The 22,892-nt window shown below is 67.5% G+C and carries 23 protein-coding genes; 8 read left to right on the top strand and 15 right to left on the bottom strand.

Going from position 1 to position 22,892, the window contains the following annotated elements; translation table 11 throughout:
- Positions 1 to 3: 3 nt before the first annotated feature.
- Positions 4 to 1,290, bottom strand: coding sequence for a cytochrome b (locus tag AC07YH_RS09725; protein ID WP_494618842.1), 1,287 nt, complete (start codon positions 1,288 to 1,290; stop codon positions 4 to 6).
- 5 nt (positions 1,291 to 1,295) lie between these two features.
- Complete coding sequence (gene petA / locus AC07YH_RS09730) at positions 1,296 to 1,847, bottom strand: ubiquinol-cytochrome c reductase iron-sulfur subunit (protein WP_494618843.1); 552 nt, start codon at positions 1,845 to 1,847, stop codon at positions 1,296 to 1,298.
- 205 nt (positions 1,848 to 2,052) lie between these two features.
- Here petA and AC07YH_RS09735 point away from each other — a divergent pair, with 205 nt between their 5' ends.
- On the top strand, positions 2,053 to 2,517 hold the full coding sequence (locus AC07YH_RS09735) for a tRNA (cytidine(34)-2'-O)-methyltransferase (RefSeq protein WP_494746805.1): 465 nt from the start codon (positions 2,053 to 2,055) through the stop codon (positions 2,515 to 2,517).
- 5 nt (positions 2,518 to 2,522) lie between these two features.
- Here AC07YH_RS09735 and AC07YH_RS09740 read toward each other — a convergent pair whose 3' ends face one another.
- A complete protein-coding gene (locus AC07YH_RS09740) occupies positions 2,523 to 2,945 on the bottom strand; it encodes a hypothetical protein (RefSeq protein WP_494746806.1) in 423 nt (140 codons plus the stop codon).
- A gap of 196 nt (positions 2,946 to 3,141) precedes the next feature.
- Complete coding sequence (locus AC07YH_RS09745) at positions 3,142 to 3,867, bottom strand: glycosyltransferase family 2 protein (protein ID WP_494746807.1); 726 nt, start codon at positions 3,865 to 3,867, stop codon at positions 3,142 to 3,144.
- Positions 3,868 to 3,923: 56 nt separating this feature from the next.
- Between AC07YH_RS09745 and AC07YH_RS09750 the strand changes: the two genes are divergently transcribed.
- Genes AC07YH_RS09750 through AC07YH_RS09760 form a run of 3 tightly spaced genes read left to right on the top strand, consistent with a single transcriptional unit; the run spans position 3,924 to position 6,879 of the window.
- Positions 3,924 to 5,612: an ArnT family glycosyltransferase gene (locus AC07YH_RS09750; RefSeq protein WP_494746808.1), complete on the top strand. Its 1,689-nt coding sequence runs from the start codon at positions 3,924 to 3,926 to the stop codon at positions 5,610 to 5,612.
- Positions 5,609 to 6,508 (top strand): hydroxymethylglutaryl-CoA lyase, encoded by a 900-nt coding sequence (locus AC07YH_RS09755; protein ID WP_494746809.1) that lies wholly within the window; start codon positions 5,609 to 5,611, stop codon positions 6,506 to 6,508. The genes AC07YH_RS09750 and AC07YH_RS09755 overlap by 4 nt, the downstream gene beginning before the upstream one ends.
- Positions 6,505 to 6,879 carry a hypothetical protein gene (locus AC07YH_RS09760; protein WP_494746810.1) on the top strand — a complete coding sequence of 125 codons (375 nt, stop codon included), beginning with the start codon at positions 6,505 to 6,507 and terminating at the stop codon, positions 6,877 to 6,879. Before AC07YH_RS09755 ends, AC07YH_RS09760 begins: the two co-directional genes overlap by 4 nt.
- A 125-nt stretch (positions 6,880 to 7,004) precedes the next feature.
- Here AC07YH_RS09760 and AC07YH_RS09765 read toward each other — a convergent pair whose 3' ends face one another.
- From AC07YH_RS09765 to cysS, 7 genes are read right to left on the bottom strand one after another with little or no spacing between them, the layout of a single operon-like run.
- Positions 7,005 to 7,931: a glycosyltransferase family 2 protein gene (locus AC07YH_RS09765; RefSeq protein ID WP_494746811.1), complete on the bottom strand. Its 927-nt coding sequence runs from the start codon at positions 7,929 to 7,931 to the stop codon at positions 7,005 to 7,007.
- Positions 7,931 to 9,925 carry a threonine--tRNA ligase gene (thrS, locus tag AC07YH_RS09770; protein ID WP_494746812.1) on the bottom strand — a complete coding sequence of 665 codons (1,995 nt, stop codon included), beginning with the start codon at positions 9,923 to 9,925 and terminating at the stop codon, positions 7,931 to 7,933. Before thrS ends, AC07YH_RS09765 begins: the two co-directional genes overlap by 1 nt.
- Positions 9,922 to 10,176 carry a membrane protein insertion efficiency factor YidD gene (gene yidD, locus AC07YH_RS09775; protein WP_494746813.1) on the bottom strand — a complete coding sequence of 85 codons (255 nt, stop codon included), beginning with the start codon at positions 10,174 to 10,176 and terminating at the stop codon, positions 9,922 to 9,924. Before yidD ends, thrS begins: the two co-directional genes overlap by 4 nt.
- Positions 10,177 to 10,228: 52 nt before the next feature.
- Positions 10,229 to 10,690: an iron-sulfur cluster assembly scaffold protein gene (locus AC07YH_RS09780; protein WP_494746814.1), complete on the bottom strand. Its 462-nt coding sequence runs from the start codon at positions 10,688 to 10,690 to the stop codon at positions 10,229 to 10,231.
- 7 nt (positions 10,691 to 10,697) lie between these two features.
- Positions 10,698 to 11,159 carry an SRPBCC family protein gene (locus AC07YH_RS09785; protein ID WP_494746815.1) on the bottom strand — a complete coding sequence of 154 codons (462 nt, stop codon included), beginning with the start codon at positions 11,157 to 11,159 and terminating at the stop codon, positions 10,698 to 10,700.
- A gap of 11 nt (positions 11,160 to 11,170) precedes the next feature.
- Positions 11,171 to 11,932, bottom strand: a complete 762-nt coding sequence (locus AC07YH_RS09790) for a 3-oxoacyl-ACP reductase (RefSeq protein ID WP_494746816.1) — start codon at positions 11,930 to 11,932, stop codon at positions 11,171 to 11,173.
- Between the two features lie 5 nt (positions 11,933 to 11,937).
- Positions 11,938 to 13,329, bottom strand: coding sequence for a cysteine--tRNA ligase (cysS, locus tag AC07YH_RS09795; RefSeq protein ID WP_494746817.1), 1,392 nt, complete (start codon positions 13,327 to 13,329; stop codon positions 11,938 to 11,940).
- Positions 13,330 to 13,509: 180 nt separating this feature from the next.
- Between cysS and folE the strand changes: the two genes are divergently transcribed.
- A complete protein-coding gene (gene folE, locus AC07YH_RS09800) occupies positions 13,510 to 14,145 on the top strand; it encodes a GTP cyclohydrolase I FolE (protein WP_494746818.1) in 636 nt (211 codons plus the stop codon).
- A gap of 111 nt (positions 14,146 to 14,256) precedes the next feature.
- Here the strand turns inward: folE and AC07YH_RS09805 are convergent, their stop codons facing one another.
- On the bottom strand, positions 14,257 to 15,141 hold the full coding sequence (locus AC07YH_RS09805) for a DUF817 domain-containing protein (RefSeq protein ID WP_494746819.1): 885 nt from the start codon (positions 15,139 to 15,141) through the stop codon (positions 14,257 to 14,259).
- Positions 15,142 to 15,205: 64 nt separating this feature from the next.
- Here AC07YH_RS09805 and hisI point away from each other — a divergent pair, with 64 nt between their 5' ends.
- Positions 15,206 to 15,604: a phosphoribosyl-AMP cyclohydrolase gene (hisI, locus tag AC07YH_RS09810; protein WP_494746820.1), complete on the top strand. Its 399-nt coding sequence runs from the start codon at positions 15,206 to 15,208 to the stop codon at positions 15,602 to 15,604.
- Here the strand turns inward: hisI and AC07YH_RS09815 are convergent.
- Positions 15,562 to 16,578, bottom strand: a complete 1,017-nt coding sequence (locus tag AC07YH_RS09815) for an acyltransferase family protein (protein WP_494746821.1) — start codon at positions 16,576 to 16,578, stop codon at positions 15,562 to 15,564. The genes hisI and AC07YH_RS09815 overlap by 43 nt on opposite strands.
- Before the next feature lie 46 nt (positions 16,579 to 16,624).
- On the opposite strand from AC07YH_RS09815, the gene AC07YH_RS09820 reads away from it, so the two are divergent.
- Positions 16,625 to 17,251 (top strand): LysE family translocator, encoded by a 627-nt coding sequence (locus AC07YH_RS09820; protein WP_494746822.1) that lies wholly within the window; start codon positions 16,625 to 16,627, stop codon positions 17,249 to 17,251.
- A gap of 114 nt (positions 17,252 to 17,365) precedes the next feature.
- Here the strand turns inward: AC07YH_RS09820 and AC07YH_RS09825 are convergent, their stop codons facing one another.
- Positions 17,366 to 19,063 carry an alkaline phosphatase D family protein gene (locus AC07YH_RS09825; protein ID WP_494746823.1) on the bottom strand — a complete coding sequence of 566 codons (1,698 nt, stop codon included), beginning with the start codon at positions 19,061 to 19,063 and terminating at the stop codon, positions 17,366 to 17,368.
- Positions 19,064 to 19,258: 195 nt separating this feature from the next.
- Positions 19,259 to 21,745, bottom strand: coding sequence for a TonB-dependent receptor (locus AC07YH_RS09830; RefSeq protein ID WP_494746824.1), 2,487 nt, complete (start codon positions 21,743 to 21,745; stop codon positions 19,259 to 19,261).
- Between the two features lie 80 nt (positions 21,746 to 21,825).
- On the opposite strand from AC07YH_RS09830, the gene AC07YH_RS09835 reads away from it, so the two are divergent.
- Positions 21,826 to 22,863 carry an RluA family pseudouridine synthase gene (locus tag AC07YH_RS09835; RefSeq protein WP_494746825.1) on the top strand — a complete coding sequence of 346 codons (1,038 nt, stop codon included), beginning with the start codon at positions 21,826 to 21,828 and terminating at the stop codon, positions 22,861 to 22,863.
- Positions 22,864 to 22,892: the final 29 nt, after the last annotated feature.

A 22,892-nucleotide genomic window follows, 5' to 3' on the forward strand; every position in this document is an offset into this window, starting at 1 on the left:
GGATCAACCCTTGTGAGCGTCGGCCGAGAGGGCCGGCGAAGCGATCGAGTCCGGAACCGGCAGGGTCTTTTCGACCAGACCCAGGACCGGGAGAACGACCAGGAAGAAAGCGAAGTAGTAGAGCGAGGCCACGCGGCTGAGCCACACGAAGCTGTTCAGGTCCGAACCGCCCAGTTGGAACGTGGTCAGGTGCGGGATCACCGGATCGTCAGGCAGCTTGGCGCCGCAGAAGCCCAGCACGATGCAAGCCACCAGGAAGAACAGGAAGTAGATCTTCGCGGTCGGGCGGTAGCGCATCGAGCGCACCTTCGAGGTGTCCAGCCAGGGCAGGGCGAACATGCAGGCGATGGCGCCGAACATGGCCAGCACGCCCATCAGCTTGTCCGGCACGGCGCGCAGGATCGCGTAGAACGGCAGGAAGTACCATTCCGGAACGATGTGCGACGGCGTCACCAGCGGGTTGGCCTCGACGTAGTTGTCGGCGTGGCCAAGCGCGTTGGGCATGTAGAAGACGAAGAAGGCGAAGAGGATCAGGAAGACGCTCATCGCGAAGCCGTCCTTCACCGTGGCGTACGGCGTGAAGGCGACGGTGTCGGCCTTCGACTTCGGGTCCACGCCGGTCGGGTTGTTCTGACCGACCACGTGCAGGGCCCAGATGTGCAGGATCACGACGCCCGCGATCATGAAGGGCAGCAGGTAGTGCAGCGAGAAGAAGCGGTTCAGGGTCGGGTTGTCGACCGCGAAACCACCCCACAGCCAGGTGGTGATGCTCTCGCCGACCAGCGGCAGGGCGCCGAACAGGTTGGTGATGACGACGGCGCCGTGGAACGACATCTGGCCCCAGGGCAGGACGTAGCCCATGAAGGCGGTGGCCATCATCAGCAGGTAGATCACGCAGCCCAGCAGCCACAGCACTTCGCGGGGCGCCTTGTAAGAGCCGTAGTAGAGGCCGCGCAGCATGTGGATGTAGACGGCGATGAAGAACATCGACGCGCCGTTGGCGTGCATGTAGCGGATCAGCCAGCCGTAGTTCACGTCGCGCATGATGTGCTCGACGGAAGCAAACGCGCCCTGGGCGCTCGGCGTGTAGTGCATCACCAGGATGATGCCGGTGATCAGCTGCGAGGCCAGGCACAGCGACAGGATGCCGCCGAAGGTCCACCAGTAGTTCAGGTTCCGCGGCGTGGGATAGTCGACGAACGAGTCATAGCCCAGGCGGATGATCGGCAGACGAGCGTCGAGCCAACGCTCGATGCCGGTCTTCGGTTGATAGGTCGAATGTCCGCTCATCTCGCTTAACCGATCTTGACCTTGGTGTCGGTGAGGAAGGCGTATTCCGGAACCACCAGGTTCTTGGGCGCGGGGCCCTTACGGATACGACCCGAGGTGTCATAGACCGAGCCGTGGCACGGGCAGAACCAGCCGCCGTATTCACCACCGCCGAAGGTCGGAACGCAGCCCAGGTGGGTGCAGTTGCCGCCGACGATCAGCCACTGGGACTTGCCCGGCTTCACGCGCGCGGCGTCGGTTTCCGGGTCCTTCATCGCGGCATGGTCGTCAGCGACGGCCTTGGCGATCTCGGCCTTGGTGCGGTTACGCACGAAGAGCGGCTTGCCGCGCCACTTGACCGTGACCTGCTGGCCCTCGGCGACCTTGGTCAGGTCGAACTCGGTCGAGGCCAGGGCCCGCGTGTCGGCGGACGGGTTCATCTGGTCGATGAACGGCCACACCAGGGTCGCGGCGCCGCCAGCGGCGGCCGCGATCGCGGCGATGTGAATGAAGTCGCGCCGGGAGGGATCGCTCCCGTGTTCCGGCTCGGTCGTTGCGCCCACGGCGGTGTCGGCCACCTAGATCACCCTCTAGTTCCGCCGGTCCACGAAAAGCGGTCCGACTTGGAGAAGCGCTTTTCAGCGCCATATCTTGCTCGACCCGCAAGCGGATCTCCGCCACAAGGCAGCGGTCGGATCGTCGTATCGGACGCGCGGACCGAGTCCGCAAGCCCTTTCGATTCCCGGCAAAGCCCCTGCTGCCCTTGTGGTTGGTTCGCTTATTATGCGTATCGCACTTTTTCAACCAGGCATTCCCCAAAACGTCGGCGCGGCCATCCGTTTGTCGGCCTGCTTCGGGGTCGGGCTGGACGTGATCGAGCCCTGCAGTTTTCCCTTGGATGACAAGAGCTTGAAGCGCGCGGCCCTGGATTATGGGCCCCTGACGCAGCTGATGCGGCACGACAGCTGGGAGGCTTTCCTTAAGGCGCCGGAACGTGTTGACGGGCGCCTGCTGCTCTTCACGACGAAAGGCGCCACGCCCTTCCACAGGTTTTCGTTCGCACCCGGAGATACGCTGCTGTTCGGCAACGAGAGTCGCGGCGCGCCCGAAGAGGTCCACCAAGCGGCGCAGGGAAGGATCGTCATCCCGATCCGGGCCGAGACCCGCTCGATGAATCTCGCGACGACCGCGGCGATGGCGCTGGGCGAGGCCCTACGGCAGACGCAGGGCTTCCCCGGAGACCAATAGAGGGATCAGTGATCCCCGAAATCGACGTCGCGACGCGCCGCGACGATCGTCACGATGAAGCCGGCCAGGACGTCCAGCAGCACCATCAGGGTGACCAGGAAGAAGGTCGAGGTCGCGAACGCCGGGAACAGCAGGAACTCGACCAGGCACAGGATGAACAGCACCATCGACAGCGAGTGGTTGATGATGGCGATCCGGCGGCTGGTCGTCGATTTCAGCAGCTCGACGAACAGCACCACCAGCGAGGCGGCGAGCAGCAAGTCGCCCAGGCTGACGCCCCAGTCGGCCCGCGAGGTCATGTGGATGGTGAACAGCTTGTCGGACATGCGCACGCCGGCGTCCACGGCCTTGAAGCCGCCCGCCAGGGTCAGGGCGACCAGGTTGTAGATAATGACCGGCAGCGCCAGCAGCGGAATGGCTGCGAACATCGAAGTTCCCCCTTTGGCGCGAGAATGCAGTCTCATGCCATGGTTAAGGCGTAGCGGGATTTTTCGTTTCGGTGAAGCTGTCTCGCCTCTGAGGGGCCGCCCTCGTCCTTCGACAAGCTCAGGATGAGGGCTACTTCAACGCCGGCTCAGTAGAAAACCTCATCCTGAGCCTGTCGAAGGACGAGGTTTTCGGTCCCTAAGCTTCGTCCACGCCTTGAGGATTGCGGGCCCGCGACTGCAGCCACATGACACCCAGCAGGTCGGAGACCGACGCCTTGAGGCGGCCGAAGTTGGTGTATTTCGACACGCCCGTCTCGCGGTGGCGATGGTTCACCGGCTGGAACGCCACCTCATAGCCCTCGCGCAGCATCAGCGCCGGGATGTAGCGGTGGATGTGATCGAAGTACGGCAGGCGGATGAAGGCCTCGCGGCGGAAGGCCTTCAGGCCACAGCCGGTGTCGTTGGCGGTATCCTTCAGCAGACGCTTGCGCACCCCGTTGCCGAACTTGGAGGCGAAGCGCTTGGCGTTGCTGTCCTGGCGCTTGACCCGCTCGCCGCCGACCAGGGCCAGGGTTTCGGGGCCGGCCTGCAGGGTCTTGGCCAGGCGCGGGGCGTCGGCCGGGTCGTTCTGGCCGTCGCCGTCCAGGGTGACGATGATCGGTCCGCGCGCGGCCAGGATGCCGGTGCGCACGGCGCGGCTCTGGCCGGAGTTCTTGCGATGGCCCAGCACGCGCAGCTGCGGGATCTCGGCCTTCAGCGCGACCAGGCGGGCCTTGGTGTCGTCGCGGCTGGCGTCATCGACGAAGATCATCTCGTAGGCCTCGCCGGCGAATGCGGTCGCGATCTCGCGCGCCAGCTTCGGGGCGGCCTCGCCTTCGTCGAAGACGGGCACGACGACGGAAAAATCGGGGGTGGCGTTCATCGGCTTCTAATAGCCGAAAAATTCCCACACGAAAGGATCGTGCTAAACGTGACCGCATGACGCTTGAATCTCGTTTGGACGACTGGAGCCGGGGGTGGCGCGGACCTCTGTTCGCCGCGCTCGTCGCCCTGATCGCCGGCCTGCCCGGCCTGTTCGCCATGCCGCCGCTGGACCGCGACGAGTCCCGCTTCGCCCAGGCCACGTCCCAGATGCTGGAGACAGGCGACTACGTCGTCATCAAGTTCCAGGACCAGCCGCGCTTCAAGAAGCCGGTCGGCATCCACTGGCTGCAGGCGATCAGCGTCAAGGCGGTCTCCGACGCCGAGGACCGCCGGATCTGGGCCTATCGCCTCCCGTCCCTGCTGGGCGCGATGCTGGCGGCGGCGGCCTGCGCCTGGGGCGCGGCGGCGCTGTTTGATCCGCGCACCGGCCTGATCGCCGGCTCGATCCTGGGCGCGACCTTCCTGCTGTCGTCCGAGGCCTTCATCGCCAAGACCGACGCGGCCCTGTGCGGGACCACGACCCTGGCCATGGCGGCTCTCGCCCGCGTCTATGCCGCCCAACTCAAGGGCGAGACGGTGCGCAGGTGGACCAAGCTGGCCTTCTGGCTAGGCCTGTCCATCGCCGCCCTGATCAAGGGGCCCGTCGGCCTGCTGGTCGCGCTCTTCGCCCTGGTCGGCCTGGCCATCTGGGATCGCAAGGCCCGCTGGATGAAGGACCTGGGCTGGACCTGGGGCCTGATCCTGTTCGCCGCCATCTGCCTGCCCTGGGCGATGATGATCACCGTGGCCACCGACGGCGCCTTCTGGGGCGCGGCCGTGGGCGGGGACCTGGCGCCCAAGCTGGCCGGCGGCCAGGAGGGCCACGCGGGACCGTTCGGCTATCACGCCCTGCTGGCCCCGCTGCTGTCGTTCCCGGCCACCCTGCTGCTGCCGGCCGGCCTGGTCGTCGGCTGGACCAAGCGCAACGAGCCGGGCGTGCGCTTCGCCGTCTGCTGGCTGGTCCCGACCTGGCTGATGTTCGAGATCCTGCCGACCAAGCTGGTGCACTACGAGTTGCCCGCCTACGGGGCCCTGGCCATGCTGATGGCCGCGGCCGTGCGCGAGCCGCTGGGCAAGCTGGTCCGCTTCATCGGCGGCGGGCTGTCTGTGCTGATGAGCGCGCTGCTGGCCGCCGTCGCCATCTATGGCCAGGTCCAGTTCGGGACCGGCGGCGACCTGGCCTGGACCGTGCTGGCCGCCGTCCTGGCCCTGGCGGCCGGGATCGCCGGGGCGGTGCTGCTGCTGCACCGCCATTCAGCCCGCGCGCTTGTGACGGCCGGGGTGCTGGGCGTCGGCGCCCACATCGCCCTGACCGCCGGGCTGATCCCGCACCTGGAGCCCTTGTTCCTGTCCAAGGACGTCGCCGACGCCCTGGACCGCACGAGACTCTCACCGCGTTCCGGGGCCGCCGGCCCTGTGGCCCTGACCGGCTATTCCGAACCCAGCCTGATCTTCCAGCTGGGCACCGCCACCGAGCTGACCGACGGCGAAGGCGCGGCCGACGCCGTCTCCGAAGGCCGTCCGGCCGTGGTCGAGGGCCGCGAGGAAAAGCCCTTCCGCGACGCCATGATCGCCCTGGGCCTGACGCCGCACCCGGTCGCGACCGTCGAGGGCCTGAACTATTCCGACGGCGACAAGGAACGCCTGACCATCTACCGCGGCGAGCCCCAGACGGCTCAGCCCGAAGAGGAGGCCCGCCCATGAGCCGCTTCATCCAGATCGTCGAGGTCGGGCCGCGCGACGGCCTGCAGAACGAGAAGCTGTCGCTGTCGGTCGACGAGAAGCTCGACCTGATCCGCAAGCTGGAAGCCGCCGGCGCCAGGCGCACCGAGGTGGTGTCGTTCGTGAACCCCAACCGCGTGCCGCAGATGGCCGGCGCGGAGGAGATCATGGCCGCCCTGCCGGCGGATCTCGTCCATTCGCGGATCGGCCTGGTGCTGAACATGCGCGGCTGGGAGCGCTGCGTCGCCGCCCAGTGCGACGAGGCCAATGTCGTGGTCTGCGCCTCCGACGGCTTCGGCGTCGCCAATCAAGGCGCAACGGTGCGCCAGCAGATCGACACCCTGGCCGCCATCGCAGAACGCCAGGCCGTCGAGGGCGGTCCGCCGATCACCGCGACGATCTCCGTCGCCTTCGGCTGTCCGTTCGACGGCGAAGTCAGCGAAGACCAAGTCGTAGCCATCATCCGCGAAGCCGCGGCCCTGGGCGTGCCCGAGATCGCCATCGCCGACACCATTGGCGTCGCCGACCCCTGGACCGTCCGCAAGCGCATCGAGGCCGCCCGGGCCGCCGCGCCGGACACGCGGCTGCGCATGCATTTCCACGACACCCGCAACACCGGCCTGGCCAACGCCTTCGCCAGCGTCGAGGCGGGCGTGGACGTGCTGGACGCCTCGGTCGGCGGCCTGGGCGGCTGTCCGTTCGCGCCGAACGCCACCGGCAATATCGGCACCGAGGATCTGGTCTACATGCTGGAACGGGCCGGCTTCGAGACGGGTTACGACCTGGCGGCCCTGATCGACATCGGCCGCGAGATCAGCGCCAAGCTGGGCAAGGCTCCCGCCTCGTCCCTGGCCCGCGCCGGAGGTTTCCCCGCATGATCCGCCTCGCCGCCGTCGCCCTCCTGTCCCTCAGCGCGTGCGCGATGGCCCCTGCCCCAAAGGCGCCCCAGGAGGCTACGATGCGGTGCGACGTGACGATCAAGTTCGGCAGCTACGGCATGGGCATCGACCAGCCGCTGGCGGCCACCGTGGCCGACATGGTCAAGACCGATCCCGACATCGCCCGCTCCGAACGCAAGCCCTGGGGCCGCGAAGGCGAATACGATCAGTGCCTGACGGTGAAGAAGGGCCGTAATGTGAAAGCGCTTTACGAGCGCTACCGGGCGCTGCTTCCGACGAAGAACGTGAAAGCCCCGACCTCGATCGAAGGGCCGGATGGGATGCGGTTCGAGACGATCGGGCCGATGTGAAATCTCTCCTCCCCCTCTGGGGGAGGCGGCCCAGGGGGCCGGAGGGGGCAGCGCGGCCTATGCCCAGATGGCCCCCTCAGTCGGCTTCGCCGACAGCTCCCCCAGCGGGGGAGCAGACTTGATCCCTAGATCGGCCGTCCGGTCAGCTTCCACAGCAGCGGTCGGCACACGCTCATCAGCATGATGGCCGGGGCCAGCAGCACCGCCGCCGCGAACAGCTGCAGGCTGTCGGCGCGCTTGATGAAGTAGCGGGTCAGGCCGACGCCCTTGTGGAACTCGACCTTCAGCGGGTGTTCCTGGCTGGTGTGGCCCAGGTGGACGACCTCGGCCTTGGGCTGGAACAGCACCTGGCCGCCCGAGCGGCGGGCGCGCCAGCACAGGTCGATGTCCTCGACGTGCAGGAAGTAGCCTTCGTCGAAGCCGCCCAGGGCCTCGAAGTCGCCGCGCCGCATGGCGAAGCAGGCGCCCGAGATGGTCGGCATCGGCACGGGCGCGCCCGGCAGCGGCTCGTTCTCGCGATGGATCTCGAAGCTGGCCAGGTTGGGGTGGCGACGGGTGAACTGGCCGAAGCTCAGCACCGTGGTCATCGGCGTGACCTCGCCCCGGCGACCGCCGCGCTGCTCGGTGCCGTCGATGTTCATCACCCGGGCGCCGACCACGGTCGGGGTCGGCTGGCCCTTGAAGGCCTTGACCAGCGACGCCACGCAATTGGGCTGCATGTTGGCGTCGGGATTGAGGAAGACGATGTACTCGCCGCCCGCCGTGCTGGCCCCCAGATTGGCCCCGCGCGCGAAGCCGATATTGCCGTGGCCCTGCTTGAGCACGACGCGCGGCTCGGTCAGGGCCAGCGAGCGCAGCATGTCCTCGTCGCGGGCGTCGGACCCGTTGTCGACGACAACGAACTCATCGACCAGCGGCTCGGCGAGGACATGCTTGATGCTTTCGACCAGCGCCTCTCCCGTCCGGTAAACGACCATGACGACGGACACGTTCGGACGAGCCGGACGCGCACCGACGGCAAGGGTCGAGACGGACGGGAGAATGCTGTTCATCAGACGGTCGCAGCCTCCTCGACCGAAACGGGCGGCGCAGCCTTCACCAGGCCTTGAATGCGGGCGAGGTCCGGCGGCGTGGCGTCGATCTTGAGCACGCGAAGGGCGTCTTCCAGCGACAGGATGTTCTGACCTTCACCGCCCAGGCGACGAAGGGCCAGTTGCCCCGTTTCAGCTTCTTTACGTCCCACCACTGCGATCACTGGCACCTTGGCGAGGCTATGCTCGCGAATCTTGTAGTTGATCTTCTCATTACGCACGTCCACTTCCGCGCGCATCCCCAGAGCCGTCAATTTCTCGACGACCTCGCGAGCATAGTCATCGGCGTCGGACGTGATCGTAGCCACGACAACCTGCGTCGGCGCCAGCCAAACAGGCAGCGCCCCCGCGAAGTTTTCCAACAGGATGCCGATGAAACGCTCGAAGGACCCCAAGATCGCTCGGTGAAGCATCACCGGACGCTTCTTCGAACCATCCTCGGTAACGTACTCGGCGTCCAATCGTTCCGGCAAAACGAAGTCGAGTTGCAGCGTGCCGCATTGCCAGACACGGCCAATGGCGTCCTTCAGCGAGAACTCCAGTTTCGGGCCGTAGAAGGCGCCTTCACCTGGCTGCAGCACCAAGGTCTCGCCCGCGGCCTCGGCGGCGGCGGAGAGAGCGGATTCTGCTTTGTCCCAGACCTCATCCGAGCCGGCGCGCAAGTCCGGACGCGTGGAGAACTTGGTGTCGGCCAGCGTCATGCCCAGGTCGTTATAGACGCTGCGCAACAGTTCGATGAACTTCGCGCTTTCCTCCGTGACCTGCTCTTCACGGCAGAAGATGTGGGCGTCGTCCTGCGTGAACGCGCGCACCCGCATGATGCCGTGCATGGCGCCCGACGGCTCATAGCGGTGGCAGGCGCCGAACTCGGCCATGCGCAGCGGCAGCTCGCGATAGGACTTCTGGCCGACGTTGAAGATCTGGATGTGGCCGGGGCAGTTCATCGGCTTGACCGCCAGGACCTCGCCCTCGGCGCTCTCGCACATGAACATGGCGTGGCCGAACTTCTCGGCGTGGCCCGACTTCTCCCACAGGCTCTTGTCGAGGATCTGCGGCGTCTTCACTTCCTTGTAGCCGGCCGCGTCGAGACGACGGCGCATGTAGTCCTCGAGCACGCGATAAAGGGCCCAGCCCTTGGCGTGCCAGAACACCATGCCCTTGCCCTCTTCCTGGATGTGGAAGAGGTCCATCGTCTTGCCCAGCTTGCGGTGATCGCGACGCTCGGCTTCCTCGATGCGCTTCAGATAGGCGTCCAGATCGGCTTCCGAGGCCCAGCTCGTGCCGTAGATGCGCTGCAGCTGGGCGTTGTTCTGGTCGCCGCGCCAATAGGCGCCGGCCAGCTTCGTCAGCTTGAAGGCCTTGCCGACATGCTTGGTGGACGGCAGGTGCGGCCCGCGGCAGAGGTCCTTCCAGTTGCCCTGGCGATAGACCGTGATCGTGTCCGAACCCGGCAGGTCACGGACGATCTGGGCCTTGTACTGCTCGCCGATGCCGTCGAAGTGGGCGATGGCCTCTTCGCGGTCCCAGACCTCGCGCGTGATCTTCTCGTCGCGATCGACGATCTCCTTCATGCGCTTTTCGATCTTCTCCAGATCGTCCAGGCTGAACGGCTCGTCGCGCGCGAAGTCGTAGAAGAAACCGTCCTCGATGTTCGGGCCGATCGTCACCTGCGTGCCGGGGAACAGCTCCTGCACCGCCTCGGCCATCACGTGGGCCGTGTCGTGGCGGATGGTGTCGAGCGCCTCGGGCGACTCGCGCGTCAGGATCTCGAACTTACGCTCGCCGGCGAGCAGGTCGGGCGTCAGGGCGCGGTCGAGGTCCAGCACCTGGCCGTCCAGCTTGATCAGCAGGGCCTTCTTTTCGAGGGACTTGGAGATGGCGGCGGCGACGTCGCGCCCCGTCGAGCCGTCAGGATACTGACGGGCCGAGCCATCGGGGAAAACCAGATCGATCATTCTTCACACATCCACTTGCGTGGCTGATGTCGCGGGGGCGGCGGGTCGTAGCCCGAGCCACCTAACGGATTGCATCGGCAAATCCGTCGCAACGCCAACCAGGAACCCTTGAGCGGGCCATGATCCTTGAGAGCGACGGCCGCATACTCCGAACAGCTCGGCGCGAAGCGGCACTGACGCCCAATGAGAGGCGAGAGCGTCAACTTGTAGGCCCGTAGGCCGAAATCGACGGTGCGGTCGTAGAAGGTCATGCCGGCGCGCGACTTTGTTGCAGTGCGGTTACACACTCCCCCGAAGGAGGGATCAAGCCGCGCCGGCGGTGCTAGTTCGCGTTTCACCGACGCCTGTGGCCTTACGGACAGCCTCGACCGTCGCGTCGAACGCCAGCAGCGTCGAGGCATGACGGGCGGGATAGTCCTTGACCGGCTCCAGCACGGCGAGCTCCGCAAACCGGCCCGCGGGAGGCGAACCGTTCGTCTTCAGCATAGCGGCAAGAGAGTCGCGCGCCAACTCGATGTCGGAAAGTTCCGCGCCAATGATGTTCTGGCCCAGGATCGCGGCGGACGCCTGGCCCAAAGCACAGGCCGAAACATCCTGGGCATAGTCGACGACCTTGCCGTCCTGGACGACCACATCGACCACGATCCGGCTGCCACACAGCTTGGCGTGCTTTTCGCTGCTAGCGTCGGGCGCGGGCAGGCGCCCGGCTCGCGGCATGTTGGCCACGAGGGTGAGGATCCTGGCGCTGTAGAGATCGTCGATCATCGCGAGACTAAGATGGGGTCTTCTGGCGTTCCGACCAGATAGCCTCGGCGCGATCGCGCAGGGCCTCGCCCATCTCGGTGAAGGCGGCCTTCAGCTTGCGGCGCTCGTCGCGACTGACGAACCGCAGCAGCAGCCCCATGAACAGCTCGCCGTTCGAGAAGGTCGAATTGTTCGGCCCCATGCTCTCGACCTCGAGATAGCGGATCGCCGTGACGAAGCCGCCCAGCCGGGTCGAGCGCCAGTGCAGCTGCTCGTAGGGCACCCAGTCCTGGACGATGGGCGTGATCACCATGGCCGGCTGGCCGGGCAGGTGCTGCTCCAGCGTCAGGGTCGTGCCGATCCTCAGCTGGCCCTCGGCCTTGCGGTAGAGCGGGTTCCAGTCCTTCCAGGTGTCGAAATCCGACACCAGGTCCCAGACGATCTCGGCGGGGGCCTGGACCCCGATGCGGTGTTCGACGGCGCGTTTCATGAGTGTAATTTCTAATCCCGAACCAGGCCGCCGTCGACCACCAGGTTCTGCCCCGTCACGGCGCGGCTCCAGGGCGAGGCGAAGAAGAGGACGGCGTCGGCGAACTCGGCCGGCGTGGTCACCCGGCGCAGCGGGGTGCTCTGGGCGATCAGGTCGAAGATGGCGTCCGGCGTCGCGGCGCTGGCGTCGGTGGTGCGCAGCAGCCCGCCCGAGACCATGTTGACCGTGATGCCGTCGGGGCCGAGGTCGCCCGCCGCCGTGCGGGTCAGCGACAGCAGGGCGGCCTTGGCGGCGGTGTAGTCGTGATACGGCACCACCGGGTTCTGGAAGAGGTTGGTGCCGACATTGATCACCCGGCCGAACCCCGCCGCCTTCATGGCGGGGGCCGCGGCCTGGATCAGGTTCAGCGAGCCGCGCAGGGCGACATCCATCTGGCCCAGGAAGTCGGACCATTCGATGGTGTCGATCCTGGCCCGGCCATCGCCGTTGAAGCTGAAGTCGCCCAGGGCGTTGTTGACCACCGTGGTGACGTGATGGCCGAACGCCTCGGCGGCGTCATTGACCAGCCGGCGGGCCTCTACGGGATCGGAGACGTCGGCCTGGATGGCCACGGCGCGCGAGCCCAGTTCCTCGACCAGAGCCTTCGCCGCCGCCTCGCTGCGGCGGTAGTTGACCACCACCTGGGCGCCGCTCTCGACGAAGGCGCGGGCAATGGCGGCCCCCAGTCCCCGGCCAGCGCCGGAGATCAGGACCACCTGCTTTTCGAACGTCACGGCGTTCAGTCCTTCATGCGCCAGGTCGCGCCCGAGGGGCCATCCATGACCACCACGCCCAGGGCGTCGATCTCGGCGCGGATGGCGTCGGCGGCGGCCCAGTCCTTGGCGGCGCGAGCGGCCAGGCGCTTGGCCAGCAGGTCCTCGACCTGGGCCTTCAGCTCGTCCGACGCGTCGCCTTCGAACCAGCTGTCCGGATCGGCCTGCAGGAAGCCCAGCAGCGCGCCGGCCTCGATCAGGCGGGCCTTGTTGGCGGCGATGGCGACGGTGTCACCAGCGGTCACGGCCTTCTCGATGGCGCTCGACACCTCGAAGAAGCTCGACACCGCCAGCGGGGTGTTGAGGTCGTCCAGCAGGGCGGCCAGGGTCTCTTCCGGCGCCTCCATGGCCTGGTCCATCGGCACGTCCTTGGCGCGACGCAGGGCGCCGTACAGGCGGTCCAGCGACTTGCGCGACTGCTCGATCAGCTCGGGCGTCCAGTCCAGCGGCTGGCGGTAGTGGGCCGACAGCAACGCCCAGCGGATCACCTCGCCCGGCACGTTCTGCAGCAGCTCGTGCGGGATGACGACATTGCCCAGGCTCTTGGACATCTTCTCGCCGGCCATATCCAGGAAGCCGTTGTGCATCCAGTAGTTGGCCAGGACCTCGGTCTTATGGGCGCAACGGCTCTGGGCGACCTCGTTCTCGTGGTGCGGGAAGGTCAGGTCGATGCCGCCGGCGTGGATGTCGATGGTCTGGCCCAGGGCCTTCTCGATCATGGCCGAGCACTCGATGTGCCAGCCCGGACGGCCCGCACCCCAGGGGCTTTCCCACTCGGGCTCGTTTTCCTTCGACGGCTTCCACAGCACGAAGTCGGCCGGGAAGCGCTTGTACGGCGCGACCTCGACGCGGGCGCCGGCGATCATCTCGTCCAGCGGCCGGCCCGACAGCTGGCCGTAGTCGGGGAAGCTCTGGGTGTCGAACAGCACGTGGCCTTCGGCGGCGTAGGCGCTGCCGTTCTCGACCAGCTTGCCGATCATCTCGACGATCGCGCCGATATGGTCGGTGGCGCGCGGCTCCAGGGTCGGGCGCAGCGCGCCCAGGGCGTCGGCGTCCTGGTGATAGGCGGCCAGGTAGCGCTCGGTGATCACCGAGATGTCGACGCCTTCCTCGGCGGCCTTCTTGTTGATCTTGTCGTCCACGTCCGTGACGTTGCGCGCATAGACCACCGCGTCCTCGCCATAGAGGTGGCGCAGCATGCGGAACAGCACGTCGAACACCACCACGGGGCGGAAATTGCCGATGTGGGCGTGGTTCCAGACCGTCGGACCGCAGACATACATCGTCACCCGGTTCCGGTCGGCGGGGACGAAGTCGCGCTTCTCGCGCGTCAGGGTGTCGTGGATCTTCAGGGTCATTGGGTCGCGGCAACCTAACGTAACGGAGGTGTTGCTCCCCGAGGGAGCCGGCCCCATATAGCTAGGACGCACGCTCTCCACCACTTGTTTGGTCCTGAAGCGCGCGACGGGTGGCACGCGTAATTCCGGAGCGACAGGCGCTTCGGCGCAACTCAGCCCGGGAAGAACCCCCTTCACAACATGGACGCACTGTCTCGCGAGCGAACCCTGATCGGCACGGATGACGCCGGTCTTGATCTTGAACCCGCCCAGCGCCCCACCCGAGACGAGGCCATGGCCGCCGTCCGGACCCTGCTGGCCTGGGCCGGCGACAACCCCGACCGCGAAGGCCTGCTCGACACGCCCCAGCGCGTGGTCGACGCCTATGGCGAGTGGTTCGCCGGCTATCAGGGCGATCCGGCCAAGGAGCTTTCGCGCACCTTCGAGGACGTGCAGGGCTATGACGACATGGTCATGCTGCGCGGCATCGACGTGCAGAGCCACTGCGAACACCACATGGCGCCATTCCTGGGCAGGGCCTGGATCGCCTACATGCCGACCGGCAAGGTCGTGGGCCTGTCCAAGCTGGCCCGCCTGACCGAGATCTTCGCCAAGCGTCTCCAGACGCAAGAAACCATGACCATGCAGATCGCCGACGCCATCGAGGATCACCTCTCGGCCGCCGGCGTCGCCGTCCTGATCGACGCCGAGCACCAGTGCATGAGCACCCGCGGCGTCCACCACCACGACGTCTCGACGATCACCACCCAGTTCCGCGGCGTGTTCAAGACCGACAAGGTCCTGCAGCAGCGGTTCATGGATCTGGTTCGCAAATAATCTCCTCCCCCGCTGGGGGAGGTGGCCCGCAGGGCCGGAGGGGGCAGCGCGGCCCAGGCCGAGTAGCCCCCTCAGTCGCTTCGCGACAGCTCCCCCGGAAGGGGAGCAGATTTAAGCCGCAGCCCGGATCCCTTCGCGGATCCGCGCCACGCAAGCGTCCACCGGGCGGTGGACGAGCGTCACCAAGACAAAGCTGATCAACATCAGCAGATACCAGGCGCCCATCTTCTCGATCGGCACCAGATGCCAGCCATTGGCCTGGCTGGGATAGATCCAGGCCCCGGCGAAGGTGCCGAGGTTCTCGGCGAACCAGATGAACAGCGACACCAGGACGAGACCCATCAGCATCGGCATGCGACGGGCGACGTGGTCGGGCGTGAACACGAACCAGGTCCGGCCGAACAGGATCGCCGACAGGGCGAACAGCCCGACCCGGAAGTCGATGATGTAGTGGTGGCTGAAGAAGTTGACGTAGATCAGCACCGCCAGGATGTGGGTGCTCCAGAACGGCGGATAGCGGATGAAGGTGATGTCGAAGAGCCGCCAGATCCGCGCGATATAGCTGCCGACGCAGGCGTACATGAAGCCGGTGAACAGCGGCACGCCGCCGATCCGCAGCAGGTTGGGCTCGGGATAGATCCAAGAGCCGTGGGCGGTCTTGAACAGCTCCATGACCGTGCCGACCAGGTGGAAGATGAAGATGACCAGCGCCTCTTCCCAGCGCTCCAGCTTCAGGGCCAGCAGCGTGGCCTGGATGGCGACGGCGGCGATGACCAGGAAATCGTAGCGCGCCAGCGGCGCGCCAGCGGGCCAAAACAAGTGCGTGCCGACCAGCAGGGCCAGCATCAGGCCGCCGAACAGGCAGGCCCAGGCCTGCTTCAGCCCGAACAGCAGGAACTCGTAGGCATAGCCGTTCCAGCGCGATTGGCGCGCCCACGGCCTCGCCCTCTCGTCCAGCGCCGCCACGCCGGCCTTGATGCGGTCTTTCAGGTTCATCTCGTCCCCTACCGAGAGGGGCGGAAGCTAGCGCAGAGCCCGGGCCTGCGCCATATGTGGCGCCATGAGCACCGACCTGTTCCCCCACGCCCACACCAAGCACGATCTGGAGCGCGGCAGCGCCCTCGCCCCGCGCTTCAACGCCGATGGTCTTGTCGTGGCGGTGGCGCAGCACGCCGACACCGGCGAGATCCTGATGCTGGCCTGGATGAACGCCGAGGCCCTGAAGCTGACGGTCGAGACCAGCATCGCCCACTACTTCAGCCGCTCGCGCAACGCGCTCTGGAAGAAGGGCGAGACCAGCGGCCAGCTGCAGGACGTCGTCGAACTGCGCGTCGACTGCGACCAGGACGCGGTGCTGCTGAAGGTGCGTCCGCGCGGCGACGGCGGCGCCTGCCACGTCGGCTTCCGCTCGTGCTTCTACCGGGTGCTGGAGGACGGGGCGCTGGTCGAGAAGCCCTGAGGTTTCTGGCGCAGCAGGTTCGCGGCCCAAGGCTCGAACCAGCGGTGCGCCGCCCAGGCGGCTGCCAGCGCCAGCGGAACGGCCAGAGCGCTCAGCTTCCAATGCGCCAGGCCCATCACGATCGGGATGTGCAGGGCGTAGAGCGCGTAGGACATCCCGGCCAGGCTATCGAGCACGGGCCTTAGCGTCCGCCCGACCTCCGCCCGTGCCGCCGAGGCGACCAGCAGCGGGAAGATCGCCAGCGCCGCGACGAGATCGAACACGGCGCGCGCGGACTCCGGGACCGGCGGCGACAAGGTCAGCACCACCGTCGCCAGGATCGCCACGATCGGCGCGGCCGGGACCTTCAACCGCCCCTCGCCCGCCAGGCGCGCCAGCAGCACGCCGGCGAAGAAGCCATAGATGACGCGCGGCGCGCCGGCCCACCAGTTGTGGCCGTAGGGACCCAGCGAGCCGGTCCCGTAGGTCAGGGCCAGCGCCACATGCGCGACGCCGCCGATCGCGACCAGGACCATCAGCCGCCGCGTCGTCAGCTTCGGCGCGACCACCGCATAGACGAGGTTGGCCGCCAGCTCCCACATCAGCGACCACTGCGGGCCGTTCAGCGGGAAGACATCGCGGCCACTGGCGAACGGGACGAAGACCAGGCCCAGAGCGGCCAGCAACAGCACCGCGCCCGGCTCCCAGCCCTGGGCCAGCCAGAAGCCCGCGCCCAGCAGCAGGCCCAGCAGCGCCATCGGGTAGAGCCGCTTCAGCCGCTTGACCATGAAGCCCGCGCCCTCGCCGGCCGCCAGGCCCGCGTCGTAAGCCTTCGCCAGCACGAAGCCGCTGATCACGAAGAACAGATCGACCGCCAGATAGCCGTGGGACAGCACCTCACGCGGCAGTCCGTAGCCCCGCATGTGGAAGGCCAGCACCAGCAGGGCGGCGAGGCCCCGCAGGGCGTCCAGGCCGGGGATGCGGCTTGCGGTCATCGGCGCATGAAGCCATGGATTGGTTGAGAAACCCGGAAAGGCCCGCATGACCACGCCCGAGGCTTTGATCGCCTTCACCGTCGCCGCTGGCCTGCTGACCCTGACGCCGGGCCTCGACACCGCGCTGGTGATCCGCACAGCCGCCGCCGAGGGCCCCCGGCGGGCGACGGGCGCGGCGATCGGGATCGGGCTGGGCTGCTTCATCTGGGGCGCGGCGGCGGCGTTTGGCGTGGGCGCGCTGCTCACCGCGTCTGAGCTGGCCTATACGGTCCTGAAATGGACCGGCGCGCTGTTCCTGGCCTGGACCGGTGTCCGCATGATCCTGAAGCCTCGCGACCAGTTCGAGCCTGGCGAGATGAAAGCCACCGACGCCGGTCCGATCGCGGCCCTGCGCCGGGGCCTGCTGACCAACCTGCTCAATCCCAAGGTCGGGATCTTCTACGTGTCGTTCCTGCCGCAGTTCATCCCGACCGGCGTGGACCCGGCGCGGTTCGGGCTGCTGCTGGCCGGCATCCATGTGGTGCTGGGCCTGCTGTGGTTCGCCGCCCTGATCGCCGCGACGGTGCCGATCGCGGGCCTGCTGCGCGTGCCGGTCGTGGTGCGGTGGCTGGACCGCGTGACGGGCTGCGTGTTCGTGGCGTTCGGGCTGAGGCTGGCGCTGGAGCGGCGCTGACCCCCTCCACCGGCTTCGCCGGTCCCCCTCCCCCAAGCGGGGAGGAGAATTTTCTCCGCCCCGCTTGGGGGCGGACAGACCCGCGTAGCGGGTCAGGTGGGGGCCTGTGCTGAGCTAGCCTTCTTTTAGCGCCTCGACCCCACCGCCGCTGGCCGGCGTGACCACGTACCGCTTCAGCACGCTGGTCTCGTATTTCGTGTCCACGATCGTCGAGACCTGCATCAGTTCGCCAGTCGCCTTGCCGTGTTCCAGCGTCAGCAGCAGGAAGCCCTTGGCGCTGGGGTGCGCGTACTTCACTTCCTTGTTGCGCTGCGCGAACGCCTCGCCCAGCGGCACGCCGGGCAGGATGTCGCCATAGCCGGGCGAGGTCACCGAGGTCGTGCCGAACTCGGCCGCCACGCGGGTCTTGCCGGCGTCGTCCCACAACTCGTTGACCCAGAACATGTGGCTGTCGCCGGCCAGCACGATCGGCCGGGCCTTGGCGGCGGTGAAGATGTCGTAGACCCGCTGGCGGTCGGCCGGATAGCCGTCCCAGGCGTCGAGGTTCGAAGGGATGTCAAAGGCCGACATCGCCACCGTCTGGGCGATGCGCTTGGACGCATACTCCGGCAGCTGGGCCAGCAGGGCGTTGAACTTCGCCTCGCCCATGGTCGCCTTCAGGTTCGGCGGCGAGACGCGGGCCATGACCACCTGGTTGCCCAGCACCTGCCAGGCCGTCCCGGCCTTGGCCGAGGCGCCGACCTCGCCGGCCAGCCACTGCTCCTGGCCCTCGCCCATCATGCGGTGGGCGGGGTCCTTCCAGGCCTTGACGAAGGCGGCGACGTCCGGCTTGCCGTCGACGATCGGCATGTCGGTGTCGTAGTCCATCTGGTGCGTGCGGGCCGTCAGGCGCGTCTCGACCATCAGCAGGCTGGCGACGTCGCCGAACTGGAAGCCGCGCCAGGCGGCCTCCGGCAGCGCCCTGCCCGGATCGCGGATCGGCATCCACTCGTAATAGGCCTTGAGCGCCACGGCCTTGCGCGCGGCCCAGTCGCCCTCGGTCTTGGGATCGTGGTTCTCGGCCCCGCCGATCCAGCTGTCATTGGCCGTCTCGTGGTCGTCCCAGACGACGATCCAGGGCGCGCGGGCGTGGGCGGCCTGGGCGGCGGGGTCGGTCTTGTACTGGGCGTGGCGGCGGCGATAGTCGTCCAGCGTCACAATCTCGTGGATCGGATCGTGGGTCCGCTGGGCGGCGACGGCCGAGTTCATGCCGTAGTCCTTGGGACCGCCGCCGTACTCGTAGATGTAGTCGCCCAGGTGCACGACGGCGTCGACGCGCTTCAGCTTGGAAATGGCGTCGTAGGCGTTGAAGTAGCCGTTCGGATAGAGGCTGCACGACACCACCGCCAGGACCACGTCCTTGGTCGGGCCCGTGGGCAGGGTCCTGGTGCGGCCTGTCGGCGACGTGACGCCATTGGCCTTGAAGCGATACCAGTATTCCGTCCCCGGCTTCAGGCCCGCGCCGTCCAGGTCGTGCTTGACGGTCCAGTCGGCGCTGGCGCGGGCGCGCAGGCCCTTGCTGCTGGCGACCAGGGTCTTGAAGTCGGGATCGGCCGCGACTTCCAGCTCGACGGCGATGTCGCCGGCCGGGGCGTCCTTGGGCGTCACGCGCGTCCAGAACACCACCGCCGTGGACGAGGGATCGCCGCTGGCCACACCGTGGGCGAAGGCCACCTGACCCTTGTACCAAGTGATCGGCTGGGCGACGGCATCGCCGGCGGCGGCGCCCGACAGGCCCAGCAGGCCCAGAACCTTACGGCGATCGATCTTCACGGGGCGGCCCTCCGGTAAGCGTACAAACGATGAAACAAGGCTGGCTGTCGAGCCATCCCAAAACCCGACTTCCCGGCGAAAGCCGGGACCCAGATCCCAAGGCGTCTGGGCTGATTGGAAGAGCGCTGAGTTCGAGGAACCCGCCCCAGCGCTCTTCCATCTGGGCCCCGGCTTTCGCCGGGGAAACGGCTCTAGCTAGTGACGGAACGAAATCCCGATGCCCATGAAGCGCGGCTTGCCGGCGATGAAGGTCGGGATGCCGAAGCTGTCGCCGGTGTTGCCTGCGTCCTTCAGGTACTTCTCGTCCGACAGGTTCTCGACGAACGCCTCGACCTTCCAGCGGTCGTCCACGGCGCCGAAGCCGACGCGGACGTTCAACAGGCCATAGGCCTTCTGGAACTCGTCGACCTGGGTGTCGGGGAACAGGCCCGCCGACTGCAGGTCCGAGCGGTCGTTGTCGTCGTCGAAGAACATCTTCGAGCGCCAGGTGTAGGTCGGGGTGAAGGTCAGCTTGCCGCCCAGGGCTTCGTGGGCGAAGGCCGCGCCGACCGAGAAGCTGCTGTCCGGCGACAGGCGGAAGTGGTTGCCCTCGCGCAGGCCGGTCTTCAGGCGGGCGTGGTTGTAGCCATAGGTGCCGAACAGGGTCCAGTAGTCGTCGGCCTGGACCCGGAACTCGCCTTCGAAGCCGTAGGACTGCGCCTTGCCGGCGTTCAGGGTCACGACCTGCGCGCCCTGGCGGAAGCTGGTGGCGAAGTTGTCGTAGTCGTAGCGGAACACCGAGCCCGACAGGAACACACGGCCATCGGCCAGCTTGCCCTTGGCGCCGGCCTCGTAGCTGTCGACCTTCTCGGAGGCGACGACGTTGAAGCGCGCCGGGCCCATGGCCGCGGCCGGGGCGCTGGTCGAGATCACGTCCGGACGACGACCGCGGGCGGCCGAGGCGTAGAAGCTCAGATTGTCCGACGCGGCGTAACGGCCGACCAAGCGCCAGGTCAGGCCGCTGTCGCTGATCTTCTTGCTGAAACGATCGCCGTTGTTGGTGGTCGGCTGGGCGATCAGGCCCACCTTCGGCAGGGCCGGGTTGGCCAGCGCGTTCGGCTGGGCGGCCAGGAACAGGTTGGTCGGGGTCGGGGCGGCCAGCAGGATGCCCAGGATCGAGCCGCCGTTGTCGACGCTCGAGGCGTAGGCGGCCTCGCGGTCTTCGCTGGTGTAGCGGATGCCGGCCGTGACCTCGAACTTGTCGGTCAGCTTGAACGTGCCGTCGGCATAGACGTCGTAGGCGGTGTTCTCGCTGTAATTGGCGAAGGTCTCGCGGTGGATCGGCTTCAGGTTCGAGACGATGCCGGGCGCGATGGACGACGGGATGCCGAAGCCCAGCTGCAGGACTTGCGCGAGGTAGGCCGGGTTGGTCAGCACGGCCAGCGGCTGCGGGTTCGGACGGCTGATGCCCAGCGGCGTATTGCCGGCCAGCAGGGCCAGGACCAGGCGCTCGTCGAACTGGCCCGGGATGCGCCACGAGCCGGTCTCGTGAAAGTAGTTGGCGCCGACGAAGCCGGTGAAGCGGCCGCCGTTGTCATAGCGCAGGCGCAGTTCCTGGCTCTGCTGGCGGCCCTTGGCGTCCTCGGCGAAGGTCAGGATCGGCAGGCTCGTGCCATCCGGATCGAACACTTCGTTGGAGTGGAAGGCGCGCGTGGCGGTGATCGACGACAGGCTGAGGCTATCGGTCAGCTTGTACTCGGCCAGGGCGGTCAGGCCGTAGACCTTGCGGTCCAGGCCCAGCGGCTTGCCGCCTTCGAAGCCCGCGCCCGGCGACAGGGTCGCGCCCGTGGCCACGCCGGTGTCGCCCAGCACGGCGCCGGTGACCGGGTTGGTCGGGTTGAAGGTGTGGCTTTTGAACGAGGTGCCGCTGGTGTCGTCGACCTGGTAGTTGCCGATCAGGTCGAACTTCAGATTGCCCGGCTCCAGGTGATAGGCGACGCGGACGGCCTGGGTGTCGGTCGAGTTGTAGTCATCGCCGCCGGCCATGTCGTCGACATAGCCGTCGATCTGACGGTCGCGGGCCGAGATGCGCAGGGCGCTGCCATCGCCGAACGCGAAATTGACCATGGCGTCGCCGGTGAAGTAGCCGCCAGTGCCACCCTCGGCCTTGAGGCTGTAGTCGAAGCCCTTCGGATCGGCCTTGTTCTGCACCAGGTTCACCGCGCCGATCAGGGCGCCGCGGCCGAACAGGGTCGATTGTGGGCCCTTGGCGACTTCGACGCGCTCCATGTCGAACAGCTCGACATAAGAGCCGCGCGAGCGCGAGATCGACACGCCATCCTGATAGATCGAGACGCGGGCCTCGTCGGCCGACGAGCCGGAGTCCGACGTGATGCCGCGCATCACGAAGCCCGAGTTGTTGTTCGACTGGTTCTGGACCAGGAAGCCGGGCGTGAAGGCCGACAGCTCCTCGAACGACTTGACGCCGATGGCTTCCAGGAACTTGCCCGAATAGGCGGTGATGGCGATCGGCACCTCGACCGGATCCTGGGCGCGCTTCTGGGCGGTGATGACCAGCTCGTCGAGGTGGCTGGCCTGCTCCGGATTGGCGGCCGGCGTCTCATCGGCGGCGAAGGCCGGAGCGGCGACAGCCAAGGCCAGAAGGCTGGCGGTCAACAGCGTGGTGGTGCGGAAAGCGCGCATCGATTATCCCCTCGGTGCAATACTGACCTCGGCCGTAGGGATAGGCCGTGTCGGCGACGCGACGAGCGCGTGACGGAGCGATGAAACCCCCGGTGGAAACTGTCGAAGACCCGTTGGATGACGACGCCCTGGACGCCGACGCCGCGGAAAGCGGCGCCGGCGAGCGGCTGACCGCCGATCTGCCCGACAGCCTGGCCGGCCAGCGGCTGGACAAGGTGCTGGCCCCGCTGTTCCCCGACCTCTCCCGCGCCCGCCTCCAGGCCCTGATCGGCGAGGGTCGCCTCAGCCTGGACGGCCAGCCGATCACCGACGCCTCACGCAAGGCCAAGGCCGGGACCTATGCGCTGTCGGTGCCGCCGCCGGCCGCCGCCGAGCCGGAGCCTCAGGACCTGCCGCTTTCCATCCTCTATGAGGACGAGCACCTGATCGTGGTCGACAAGGCCGCCGGCATGGCCGTGCACCCGGCTCCCGGCACGCCGGACGGCACCCTGGTCAATGCCCTCCTCCACCACTGCGGCGACAGCCTGTCGGGCATCGGCGGCGTGGCGCGGCCGGGCATCGTCCACCGCCTGGACAAGGACACCTCCGGCGTCATGGTCGCGGCCAAGAGCGACGTGGCGCACCAGGGCCTGTCGAAGCTGTTCGCCACCCACGACATCGACCGGCTCTACGTCGCCCTGACGCGCGGCGCGCCGTCGCCGTCGTCGGGCACGATCGACACGCAGCTGGGACGGTCCCTCAGCGACCGCAAGAAGATGGCCGTGCTGAAGTCCGGTGGCCGCCAGGCGATCACCCACTACAAGGTCGAGGCCGCGTTCGGACCGCAGAACAAGCCACTGGCCGCTCGCGTGGAATGTCGCCTGGAAACCGGCCGCACCCACCAGATCCGTGTCCACATGGCCAGCAAGGGCAGCCCTTGCCTGGGCGACCCCGTCTACGGCGCCAGCCAGGCGGCGGGACCCGTGCGCGAGCAGGTCGCGGCGGCGGGCCTCAAGCGCCAGGCGCTGCACGCCGCCGTGCTGGGCTTCGTCCATCCGGTGACCGGCGAGACGCTCCGCTTCGAGACCCCACTGCCCCCGGACATGGCGGCCTTGCAGGCGGGACTGGAAACGCTCTGAACCCGGCCCATATTGGAGGGGCGGGTTAA

The organism is Caulobacter sp. GW456-12-1-14-TSB4 (genome assembly GCF_059424195.1).